General features: G+C 46.3%; 9 protein-coding genes. All 9 read right to left on the bottom strand.

The annotated features are described in order from the left end of the window. Window positions 1–340 precede the first annotated feature (340 nt). A complete protein-coding gene (gene lysS, locus ACWPAB_RS08880; RefSeq protein WP_016381899.1) occupies window positions 341–1,837 on the bottom strand; it encodes a lysine--tRNA ligase in 1,497 nt (498 codons plus the stop codon). Window positions 1,838–1,976: 139 nt separating this feature from the next. Then, complete coding sequence (gene dusB, locus ACWPAB_RS08875; protein WP_003581048.1) at window positions 1,977–2,978, bottom strand: tRNA dihydrouridine synthase DusB; 1,002 nt, start codon at window positions 2,976–2,978, stop codon at window positions 1,977–1,979. 62 nt (window positions 2,979–3,040) lie between these two features. Continuing rightward, the gene (gene hslO, locus ACWPAB_RS08870) at window positions 3,041–3,925 is read right to left on the bottom strand and encodes an Hsp33 family molecular chaperone HslO (protein ID WP_003581050.1); all 885 of its coding nucleotides are present in this window, start codon (window positions 3,923–3,925) and stop codon (window positions 3,041–3,043) included. A gap of 256 nt (window positions 3,926–4,181) precedes the next feature. Next, the gene (locus ACWPAB_RS08865) at window positions 4,182–5,081 is read right to left on the bottom strand and encodes a WxL domain-containing protein (RefSeq protein WP_016381900.1); all 900 of its coding nucleotides are present in this window, start codon (window positions 5,079–5,081) and stop codon (window positions 4,182–4,184) included. 83 nt (window positions 5,082–5,164) lie between these two features. After that, window positions 5,165–5,320, bottom strand: coding sequence for a hypothetical protein (locus ACWPAB_RS08860; RefSeq protein ID WP_016380388.1), 156 nt, complete (start codon window positions 5,318–5,320; stop codon window positions 5,165–5,167). Then, entirely contained in the window at window positions 5,301–6,383 is a 1,083-nt protein-coding gene (locus ACWPAB_RS08855) for a WxL protein peptidoglycan domain-containing protein (RefSeq protein WP_003581056.1), read from the bottom strand. Before ACWPAB_RS08855 ends, ACWPAB_RS08860 begins: the two co-directional genes overlap by 20 nt. Then, window positions 6,356–7,387, bottom strand: coding sequence for a DUF916 and DUF3324 domain-containing protein (locus tag ACWPAB_RS08850; RefSeq protein WP_003581058.1), 1,032 nt, complete (start codon window positions 7,385–7,387; stop codon window positions 6,356–6,358). The genes ACWPAB_RS08855 and ACWPAB_RS08850 overlap by 28 nt, the downstream gene beginning before the upstream one ends. A 12-nt stretch (window positions 7,388–7,399) precedes the next feature. Beyond that, window positions 7,400–9,865 carry a lectin-like domain-containing protein gene (locus tag ACWPAB_RS08845; protein ID WP_076665386.1) on the bottom strand — a complete coding sequence of 822 codons (2,466 nt, stop codon included), beginning with the start codon at window positions 9,863–9,865 and terminating at the stop codon, window positions 7,400–7,402. Between the two features lie 452 nt (window positions 9,866–10,317). Continuing rightward, the gene (gene ftsH / locus ACWPAB_RS08840; RefSeq protein ID WP_003567624.1) at window positions 10,318–12,465 is read right to left on the bottom strand and encodes an ATP-dependent zinc metalloprotease FtsH; all 2,148 of its coding nucleotides are present in this window, start codon (window positions 12,463–12,465) and stop codon (window positions 10,318–10,320) included. Window positions 12,466–12,479: the final 14 nt, after the last annotated feature.

Below are 12,479 nucleotides of genomic sequence, written 5' to 3'. Positions count from 1 at the left end.
AAAGTACCAAGGACCCTGCACATTTAAACGAAACTTTGTTCAGTTTTCAAAGGACGACCTTGTCAAAAGACAACTTTGATATATTATCACAAGCAATCAATGCTTGTCAATAACTTTTTTTCATACCTGATCGGTAATCGTTGTTGCTCATTTACGACGCTTTTTATCATACCAACGGTTTGCGCCATCGTCAACAACTTTTTCAATTAAAAATTACTCTCCGAATGTTTGCGAATAATAGCACAATATTATCCGTGATTTGCGCCACTTATATCCTGGTGACCGTCATATCTTTCGGAAAATAAAAAATGCCGCCACAAGGGCGACATATCATGATTGGTTATGGCCGCAATGTTGGGAACAAAAGGACATCGCGAATGGATGGTGCATCAGTCAGCAACATGACTAAGCGATCAATCCCGATTCCGAGACCACCAGTTGGCGGCATGCCGTATTCCAAAGCTTCAACGTAATCGTCATCGATACCTTGTGCTTCGTCATTACCAGCACTCTTTTCAGCTGCCTGCGCTTCAAAACGCTGGCGTTGATCAATTGGATCGTTTAATTCTGTAAAGGCATTGGCGTATTCACCGCCACCAACAAATAGTTCAAAACGTTCAACAAACCGCGGGTCTTTTGGATTCTTCTTTGCCAGTGGTGAAACCTCGATTGGATGGCCCGTGATGAAGGTCGGCTGAATGAGCGTCTCTTCGACAAACTGATCGAAGAAGGCACTGATAATATGGCCCACCTTCCAATAAGGTTCATAGTGAACATCATGTTCATCGGCAAGTTTACGCGCATCATCGACACTCATTTCAGGCCAGAAGTCCACGCCAGTCTTGTCTTTAATGGCGTCCAACATATTAATCCGGGCAAACGGTGCGTCCAGATCAATCGCCATTCCCTGATAGGTGAGCTTCCCGGTATCTAGCACCTTATGCGCAGCAAACCGGAAAATCCCTTCAGTTTCGGTCATAACATCTGTCAAATCCCAGTAGGCGGCATAAGTTTCAAGTTCAGTGAACTCGGGATTATGCTTGGTATCAATCCCCTCATTCCGAAAAACTCGGCCAATTTCATAAACACGTTCCATGCCGCCAACAATTAGACGCTTTAAGTGCAGTTCAAGAGCAATCCGCAAATATAAATCAATATCAAGTGCATTGTGATGAGTCACGAATGGACGAGCATTCGCCCCGCCAGCCTGATTGTGTAAGACTGGTGTCTCGACTTCCAAGAAACCATTGTTGTCCAAGTATTCACGGACAGCACTGACAATCTTGGTTCGCTTAACAAAACGATCAAAGCTGTCCTCATTAGAAATAAGATCAAGGTAACGCTTCCGATACTTTTGCTCGACATCGGTCAGGCCATGCCACTTATCAGGTAATGGGCGGAGTGCCTTAGCAAGATGGGTCACATGGTTGGCTTTAACCGTCAGCTCGCCAGAATCAGTTTTCATGACTTCACCGCTGATACCAAGAATATCGCCAAGATCGGCCTTTTTGAAGATCATGTAGTTGTCATCGCCAACGACATCTTTACGTACATAGATCTGCATCTTCCCGCTACGATCACGAATATCCGCAAATCCAACCTTGCCTTTGCCACGTTTAGACATCATCCGGCCGGCAATTGTCACTTCTGGTTTTTCATCCAACAGTGTCTCTTTATCATCTTCACCGAATTCTTCGCGTACTTTCGCTGCGGTATGGGTCCGGTCAAATCGGTGCCCGAATGGATCGATGCCCACTTCACGCAAGGCTTCCATCTTTTCTCGCCGCGCAATCATTTGGTCATTCATTTCTGGTTGCTGTCCGTTATCCTTAGCCAACACATGTTCCTCCGTTTCAATTTTTACCACTCTTTGATGATGACAATTTTACATCCAAAAAGCAACCTACTCTAACAAAAAGACACTCGTCACTGACCAACAAAAGTGGACAGGCGTGTGTCAATGAAACACTGCTAATTTATGCTTTAGCTTGCCGTTCGCGAGCGCGCTCTTCGGTTTGTTCAACAAAATCATCAAAGATGTGATCAACCTCTGCCTGCGTATCAACCATGTTCACCGCGGCTTTGGTTTTAGCCGAGCGCGGAATTCCCTTCAAGTAGTAGGCTGCCTGCATCCGAAATTCCCGAACAGCCTGATGTTCGCCATGAAGGTCAACCAGCCGTTGTAATTGCAGCTTTGCTGTCGCAATTTTCTCGCGCGGTGTTGGTTCCGGGATCAATTCGCCGTCTTCCAGATAAGCCGACATCTGTTTCAATACCCACGGATTACCTAATGCCGCACGGCCAACCATAACAGCATCAGCACCAACCTCGTCTAACATCCGCTTAGCATCCTGCGGGGTACGAACGTCACCGTTGCCCATGAACGGAATCGTGAGGTGCTGCTTCACTTCTTTCAAAATGTTCCAGTCCGCATGACCAGCATAAAGCTGTTTACGGGTACGACCATGCATGGCAAGCGCCGCGGCACCGCCCCGTTCTGCAGCTAGGGCATTCTGAACAGCATAGACATGCTTCTCGTCCCAGCCAGTCCGCATTTTGACTGTCACTGGTTTAGAGACGGCATCTGTTACGGCTGCAACCATTTCATAAACTTTTTCAGGATCCAGCAGCCAGTGCGCCCCGGCATCTGTCTTCGTCACTTTAGGGACTGGGCACCCCATGTTGATGTCAATGATGTCGGCTGCCGTGTTTTGGTCCACAAACTTAGCCGCATTCACTAAAGTCTCTTTGGTACCGCCAAAAATCTGAATAGAAATCGGGTGTTCACGCGGATCTACAAATAACATATTCAGAGTTTTTTCGTTTTTATACATGATCCCACGGTCGCTGATCATTTCACAGACCACTAACCCGGCACCGAATTCTTTAGCCGTTACCCGAAAGGCCGCGTTAGTCACACCCGCCATTGGTGCAACAACTAAGCGATTCGGAATTTCAACATCGGCAATATGCCACATACAGGCCACCTCTTTCTTGCTTGCGCCTTGCTAACTTTACTTAAAATAAGTGTCAACTGCAACTATTCGTTTCGGGCCATCAAGGCTTCCAAGTCCGCCACACTATAATGATATTGATTGCCACAGAACTTGCACGTGGTTTCTGCACCACCGTCCTGATCAATCATTTCCTGTAATTGAGCATGCGGTAAAGTTGCCATAATATCGCCAAAATGTTCTTTTGAACAATTGCAGGCAAATTTTAACGGCTGCGCATCAAGAAATTGGACTGGTTCGTCACCGGCAATTCGCTGAATAATTTGCTCTGGTGTCAGGCCGCTTTTTAATAATTCAGAAACCAACGGTAATGTTTTGACGTTGGCTTCAAGTTCAGAGAGCTCCGCATCGTTGGCACCAGGCAAGGCTTGCAACATGAAACCGCCGGCCACCTGAATCGTGTTGTCGGCATTGACGAAGACTGACAGGCCAACTGCAGCCGGAATTTGCTCTGACTTGGCTAAATAATAGGTAAAATCTTCTGCCAACTCACCAGAAACCAAAGGAACTTGCCCAGTGAAAGGATCGCCGACGCCAATGTCTTTCGTCACTGCTAGTAAGCCACGTTTGCCAACAGCCCGCGCAACGTCGATTTTACCAACCAGATTCAGCGGCAAGTTAACGTGCGGTTCTTCAACATAGCCGCGTACTGTGCCAACATTGGTACCATCCGTGACGAGTGCGCCAACGGGACCGTCGCCTTTAATGCGAACCGTCAGCATATCGTCTGCGTTTTTCAGCCCGGAAGCCGCTAACAATGCTGTGGCAACAAGCGTCCGACCAAGTGCAGCCGATGAAGCGCTCCAAGTATCATGGCGCCGCTGCGCTTCACGCACTGTTTGAGTCGCATCAGCAGCGAAAATTCGAAAATGTTCATCACGCGACAATGCGCTCGCGATATAGTCACTCATGTAGGGTCCTCTTTTCTGAAAGGTAAACGTGGCTATTTTACCAGAGATGGGTGTTATTGAAAAGATGCGGCTATCGTAGTCGCCTGAACAAGCGTGGATAAACAACTTTTATATTTGACGCAAAGCTCTGTCCATTTCTTTCCATAAAAAATACCCCGCCTTTCTATCAGCGAGGTATTGATTGTTACTAATCAAAGCTTTGGTCACGTTCGGCCTATGTACCGGCCAAGTGAAAAGCTCAAGATGTCATTTGAATTTAGTTCAGGCCTGTTGCCAAAGTCCAAGTTAACGTGGTTTCGTACGTACCGTTATTAACGACTGATGTCTTAGGCAGAACCAGTTTGATATTGGTCTTGTCCCAGCCAAAGACGTTAGCGCCTTCACCTTCACCTGTAGCCGCATGTGCAACCTGATGATTGGTGTCAGTGCCACTCAAAGTCATCGTTGTTGTTTTGCTGATGTCAGTCAATGGTACCAATGCACCAACCGGCGTGAAGCCATCATCTTGCGATTCGTTGGTTAAACCGTAGACATTACCGGTCTGACCATAAGCCGTGTTCAGCATGGTCAATGTCGCATTGTCAATGGTCTTGCCAGTATCGGCACCATTATCGTCCTTCAATGAAAGTGGGCCATCTGCCTTGACGCTCAGTGTCCAATCCCCGGCTTTACTGTCAGTTTGGCCAGTTTTATCTTCAGCGTTCTCAGCATCAGTACGTGTCGTTTGCTTATCAACAACCGTTGTCCAAGCCTTGCCCTTAACATTAGCCAAAGCGGTGTCATCAGTATTAAGGACAGCGGTCAAGTTTGTATTACCGCTCTTATAACTTGGATAGCGAGTATTGTCAGCCCGCCCTGTGTTTTGTCCGTCAGCAGTGAAAACCGGGTAATCTGAGAAGAACTGTTCGTGGTTACCAAAGTCCAAAATCTTAGGAACCATTTGCAGTCGCAGGTAACCGGTGTTACCGGTTGGCGGCAGTTGACCAAAGGAAATCCCCGCGGTTGTCTTGGCGTCTTGCGGTAGTGCCTGACCACCGTTAACGCCTGCATTACCTTGAACAGTAGCTGCTTGCGTTGCCGCTGGGGCAGCGATTGCCAAACCGGCAAGTAAAGTTGCACCCGCGACCAACGCACTTGTCATTTTAGTGAATTTCATTTTGAAATTCCTCCTCTTAAAATTTTTTACATCATGGATTTATCCACGGTATAAAACAGTTTCAATAAGCGATAGCTTGACGATCAGAAAAGATTGACCGTCTTCCAGGTATTAAAATCGTTGTATGTCTTGATCGTAAAGACAAGACACGTCACAAAGGCGATGGGCAGCAGGATGGACAGACCAATCCAAAACCACTTGACGCGTCGGTAGGAAAATTTAGCGATCAGTGCTTTCAACAGCATCACCTCCTTTGCTGCGGCGAACGTGCCGATAAATAAAGAAACTAATCAGTAGTAAAACAACCAACACAATTACAAGCTTGACCCAAAGCCATTTTCGTTGGGCAATTTGGTAAGCAGTTGCCGAACTTGTAACCAGTTCCCCTGAACCAGTGATTTTGACGTACCGTGTGTCTTCTCGTACCTGTTTGCCTTGTTTCAGTCGACTCGTCAGTTTATATTCACCTGCCACTGATTTTTGTCCGGTTATCAGTCGTGTTACATCAAAGACTGTTTGTGGCGCGATTCGTGGCAACTCCCGGGTGACAGTTAATGAGAAAAAGCGACTCGTTGCGCTTGTCAGATTAATCTTGGCTGAAACATCCTTTAAAAAAATTCGCTTAGGATTTTGTACTTGAGATCGCAACTGAAATCCTGATCGTTTTTGTACCAAAGATATCTGCCCCATCCTTAAGTTGCTAACGCTGCCAGCAACATGACCGTTGTGCAAGACGAGGCCAAGCGTATAAGCAATTCGGTTTTGGACACTTGTATCTGTTGTTGATGGTGCTAAGGCTGACAAGCGAATTGCTGACAAATAAGTTCCTCGTGGCTGCCCTTTCCCCGGCTTCAAAACAATTGGCAGTTGTCGCGTTTCTCCCGGCTTGAGCTCAAATTGACGATCAATCTTCACTAAGTCACTCCCGGCGATCGGTAGATATTTACGATTCGCCTGAGTGGCTTTTACATAACTAACAACGCCATTAGCTCCTGTTTGCGCATCAAGAATTTCGGCATTCACTTTTAAGATTTGTGCGCTAGCGTTGTATGCCTGTACTGTAATGGTTCGTCGCTCACTTTTAGGAAGATCGAGATCGAAGTAGCCAGCGCCTTTACCAACATGATTGTCACTAGGTAAAACTGGCGCGACCATCAGTGCTTGCTGGCTGTTAGAGACGGCAGCGCTTACAAGATTTGTAAAAGTAAACATGTTCATCAAAGCAATACCAAGAACACCGATGAGGACTAATCGCAAGGCTTGCCAGTCGTTCTTCATCGTGGACGAAGCTTGAAAGTCCATAGCAGTCCCCCCAGACTGGCTAATAGCAAGACGCCTGTCCCGATCGTTGCATAAAGCCAGTGATTGACTGGTTTCTTGATAGCACGTTCGTTGATACTCTTAGCCTGAACGTTACTAACCTTCATCGTCTTCTTAAACGTCCAGCTCATTGGAAAACGATTTTGCGTGTTCAAGCCTTTGAGTGTGACCTTAATGTGATAGGTGCCGGGCTTCATTGATTCATAACTCCATGAGACTGGAAAGACCATCTTCGAGTTAGGCGCAATCATGAAATTATCAGCTTTGTAGGTTTTAACGTCGCCGCCGTCCATGCCGACTGCCACGCTGACATTTGCTTTTGAAATCGCCATCGGTTCGACATTACGCAACGTTACGCCAAGTGCGGGATGTTTTTGAAATAAGATTGGGTTTGTTTCGTCATACTTGACGTTCGGAAAAACTTCATAATTCTGCCCACGTAAAACCACTCCAACTGAGTAAGCATAGTTCGAGCCAACCGCGTTGCCGCCAGATTCGCCTTTATCGACATGTTCGATGAAATGCCAATCACCATAAATCATGCCATCATATCGCTGTTTTGGCATTTTGATGGTTGCACTGATGACCTTCATCTGTTTCGGTGCTAATTGAATCGTGGCGCCACCTTTGTCTAAGGTTGCAACGGTTGTAAATGGCGTTTTCAGACTTCGGTCAAGATTCTTCGTGCTCGGTGTAAAGTCGATACCGCCGCCATCTTGGGTATAGGCGTTTCGTAAGTCGCTCTTGACTGTGATGTTCTTATCAGAAATATTTTGAACTCGCATCTGGATGGTGTGCTTTGTATCTTTTGGATACACCAAATCAAAATAATTCAGTTTCATATTTGCTTGCGCATCAGGCAAAACCGGCTGCACTTCAAAGTCAGTTGTTTCGGTTTTACTGGCGGCGGCCACGCTTTGCGGTGCGAGACCGACCAGTATGCATGCCGCGGCAGCGATCAGCCACCGCCCTCGTTTCCATTGCAAAAGTTATTCCTCCTATGGTAAAAGCGACAAATTCCAAGTGAGCGTTGTATGATAGCGGGTCTGATACCGTGGTGTGCTTGCTGGCACATGTAACCCAACACTTGTCGCGCCGCTATCGTTGTCACCAAAGTTAATCCGCCATGTGCCATATCCGCTATTGTCATACAACGTCCCGGTCGGATCTTTATCAGTGCTGGCATCATTGCGATAATGACCACCCTTTTTAACTTGTGCTAAAACAGTTGGACTGGTGGCTGTCGGATTCAAGGAAAAATCGTCAGGTGCTTGATAATCCATCGTGTCTTCCTGCGCCCAAGTTGGATTTGAAGTTGCATCTGTTCGTTTCAGTTTAGGATTCATCAGATGCAGCGTCGCATCGGTCAAAGTTTGAGCAACCTGTAAGTTTGGATCTTGACTGTTTGGTTTCGGAGTTGACTTAAATTGACCGTCCTGTTGCACACTCAGTTGCCAACCTTTTGTGCCATAGTAATCTTCAACTGTGACGCCAAAAGGCAACGGTTGCTTAGTCGTGCTTTGGTTTTCACCAATGTAATAGGTTCGGTCAACCGACTTATTGTCAAACTGACCAAAATCAAGCGTTGGATCAACGGTCAGTTTCAACATTTGTTTCTCATAGCGATAAGTCACCACCAAATCGTCTTTACTGATCACTGGATCAACCACGCTGGCTTGATCAAAAGTCGCACTTGTGAGGTCAGTGGAAGTTGCCTGATCGACCACTGTATAACCATCAATTGCTTTTGGCCGAATCGGATCTGCGTTAATTTCCGATACGTGTTTACCGACATCACCACTCACTGTCACTTCGGGTGCGATCTCAGTTGGCTTTGCCATGTCACTTGCCCGATCAACATAGCGGAAAATAACCTTGCCTGTCGTCGCCGGTAAATGTATGGTCGTCTGATTCGAGAATAAGGTTCCCACACTAGCTTTGTTGGGAATCGTTTCGGCAGTATCTTTTCGATCAATTTTGGCTTTAAAACGAACTCTGAAGCCTTGACCATTCGGGATTGTATAAGGAAAGGCAATGGTGCCATTCGTCTTGAAACTCGTGTCGTCAACGATCACAAATTCGTTGTTCGTGTCAGCATCGGCAATCTGTAAGGAACCATCTGTATAAGTGGTATTCGGATCAAGCTGATCCTTGATACTGCCAGTGCCCATACCCGTCAAGTTGGTATATTGCAGTTGATATGTGACATCATCGCCATTTTGGCCGTTCGTCTCCGTCTTAAACTCAGTCTCGCCGGCTGTGTCATTGCGAACCGCCTTTTGAAGAACGAAATCTTCCGGCGGCTGACGCAATTGATACTGGTAGGTCACGGTGTAGGACGTTGTCGCAGAAAATTGGCCTGAATCTTTGCCATCAGGCGTATCAGCTGTGTACTTGCTAGCGTATTGATACCAATTATTTTGATATTGAATCCATTCTGGTCGTCTAGACGATGCGTCCCAACTGTTACCCGGATCACCGGGGATCGTGACTGGATCAGCAATTTGTTGGCCAGCAGAGTCGGTAAACTTAACAGTGACTGGTTTTGCATTCTGAGGTGTCTTAATGAGTGCAACCGCCTGAAAAGTAGGATTAGCGCCGCTAGCACCGGTGTATCCGTAATAGACTTTGTCTGATTTAAAGTAGTCTAGAACATTGTTAATGTGAAAAGTGCTTCCTTGCGTTGGGTCATCGTCAAGGTAATATTGCAAGTCGCCGCCTAAGATGCGTACCCCATTTTGATACGTCACAGACGGTGTCCACTTAACAACAAAGTGGCGAAACTTGCCATCCGAAAGCGGTTTATTTAACTGAATATATTGAAGATGTCCAACATCTTCTGATTTTTTGGTGGTTAGCGGTGTCTCACCCGGACGAACAACGCCAAGATGGCCGACCCCAAACGTATTTGGATAGTTCACATCAAATCGATCATCTGCGACGCCAGATCCGTTCCACCAGTTGTCCATTTCAACTGCAAGTGCGTTGCGGATATATTGCTTGATCATGTTGTTTTTGCCATCAGTCGACCACGGATAGGCGCCAAGTCCGCCACCTGGGGAGCCATAAGCACCTATCGTCAACGGATCGTTTTGCAGAACAAAGGCCATCCCATCAGCATCTACTCCAGGATGCGAGCCAAAGTAATGATAAGTGTCATATGTAAATGCACTATTCAGGTCAATCTTTGACTTAGACCACATACCGCCAATCTGCCAACTCTTCGTCTCGCGACTACCTGTGACAATAAGTGCCTGCGGATAAGCCTTGCTAAAAGCGGAGACGTTAGGGAAGTTTTTTGGGTCCGCTTGACTCCTAGTAAAGTAATCACTGGCATTCAACGTTGAGGCCGGTGGTGCTACCGGAAACCCATCTGCGGCACCATATGTTTTCTGAATAGGGAAAAGGCTTAGCGACAAAACTGAAATAATAAGTATCATCAACAACTTTGAAAAGCTTTTCACCTGAGTGCCCCTCCCTAATTAGTCCTCTTAATTATTTAATGTCCAATTTAATAACACTCTTTATTTCATGTTAACAATAGAGGTCTCAAAAAACAACAAATATTTTTATATATATAATATCTAACGATACGAATATAGCGCTTTAGCACTTCATAGTTAAGGTGTCAAGTCTCAAAAACCAGATGATTATTTATTAAAATATGATAATCCTTCTCTTCAAAGGTTAACAGTTCGTTATGTAATGCTTTTCATAAAAAGCATTAAAACCTCATTATTAACGAAAATAGATCGATCGGTCATTTTTTTAGCGCAATCTGACACACCTTTTAACTATACTTAACGAGATTTTTCCTGCTGCCATACCATCATTTGAATTTAGCCATGACATAAGAAGACGAAAAAAGTCCTTCTCAGCATCTCTGCTAAGAAGGACTTTTTCAAATCATTCAAATCTAAGCTTGCGGACCCTGCTGATCATCGTTGTTTGAAGATGAATTGTCAGTCGAAGTATCGTCTGGCTTTTCAACCTCATCAGAATCAGTATCGTCGTCACTGGCTTGCTGATCACCAGATTGTGGTGAATCAGTTTTACCACTGGCTTCTTCATCTGCTTGCTTTTCTTTATCTTTGTGTTCAAGGGCTGCTTTGGATTGCTCGAAAGTAGCGGCCTTTTCACTTGGAAATTCATCTTGGTCACGAGCAGGCATTTTGCCATCATTGAACAAGCTGAGGATTTCCTTTTCATTCAAGGTTTCGTATTTAAGCAGTGCTTCCGCAATCAACTTATGCTGTTCACGGTGGGCCTCAATGATTTCGTGAGCCTGTTTATGGGCATCGTCGATAATGCGACGAATTTCATCATCAATGGCTGTAGCCGTCGTTTCAGAATAAGGTGGTGTCTGACCATACTGTGCACCCAGGAACGGTTGGCCTTCAGTTTCAAGCTGAACCGTGCCGAGACGATCGGACATCCCATACTGCGTCACCATACTGCGGGCAATTTGAGTTGCCTGTTCAAAGTCATTGGATGCCCCAGTAGACTCAACGCCAAAAATAATTTCCTCAGCTGTTCGTCCACCTAAGAGTCCAACGATTTGTTCTGTCAATTCCTTCTTGGTAAGTAGGAATTGATCATCCTTTGGCAGCATGATCGCATAACCGCCAGCGCGTCCACGAGGAATGATCGTGACTTTTCGAACTGTCCGCGAATCGCTCAGAACCAAACCAACAATGGCATGTCCGGCTTCGTGGAACGCCACCATATTCCGTTCTTTCGGATTGATGACGCGGTCGCGCTTCGCTGGGCCAGCAATGACCCGATCTTCGGCTTCGTCCACGTCTGAGGCATCAATTGCCTTCTTACTTCGTCGGGCCGCGACTAAGGCAGCTTCATTCAGTAAGTTTTCCAAATCAGCCCCGACAAAACCAGGCGTCTGACGAGCGACTTCCTTAAGATCAACACTTGGTGCAAGCGGCTTGTTCTTCGCATGCACTTTCAAGATGGCTTCACGACCCTTAACATCCGGTCGGCCAACTAGAATCTTCCGGTCAAAACGACCTGGACGCAGCAAAGCAGGATCAAGCACATCAGAACGGTTAGTAGCGGCAATGACGATAACCCCTTCGTTACCGGTAAACCCGTCCATTTCAACCAGTAACTGGTTCAAAGTCTGCTCACGTTCATCGTGGCCGCCGCCCATACCGGCACCACGCTGGCGGCCGACAGCATCAATTTCATCAATGAAGATGATGGAAGGAGCAGCCTTTTTAGCCTGATCAAACAGATCACGCACACGAGAAGCCCCGACACCGACGAACATTTCAACGAAATCTGAACCTGAAATTGAGAAGAACGGCACACCAGCTTCACCAGCAACCGCTTTGGCAAGCAGGGTTTTACCAGTACCAGGAGGGCCTTCCAAAAGCACCCCGGCTGGAATTCGAGCACCTAATGCCGAGAATTTCCGCGGATCCTTCAGGAATTCAACCACTTCAACCAGTTCCTGTTTCTCTTCTTCAGCACCAGCAACATCGGAGAAGCGAACTTTGTTGGCATTTTTATCTGCCTGCTTCGCCCGTGATTTGCCAAAGCTCATCACCCGACCGGAACCACCGCCTTGGCCAGCCTGATTCATCATCATGTAGAAGAAGACCATCATGATCACAATCGGCACAACCGTAATCAGCAAGCTAAACCAGACGCCGGATTGTGATTCTTCCTGCGTGTCGGTTTTAACATTGTTAGCGCTGGTTGCCTTTTGGATCTGGCTCAAAGTCGCATCGTTCGTCGGAATATATGTCGAGAACTTCGTGACTTTGGTGCTCTGACTACCAAACAGACTCAGCGAGTTATTTGAACTAGAAGACTTCTGTGCCTTCTTGTATTCCCCACTGACCTTATAGACTCCGCCAGATGGCTGGAGTGAATAACTCTTGACGTTGTCTTTTTTCAACTCCGACAAGAACGTGCTGGTTTCAATCTCTTGGGACGATGTTGTCCCATTATCGCGCATATAATACGCAAAACCGGTGACCAATAGCACAAAAATAATGATATACGTTAATGTGCTACTGAACAGGCCGTTTTGTTTTTTCTTCATTTAGAACCTCCGGC

This window comes from Lacticaseibacillus sp. 30 (assembly GCF_053819265.1).
This window is presented reverse-complemented; position numbering and strand designations above follow the sequence as displayed.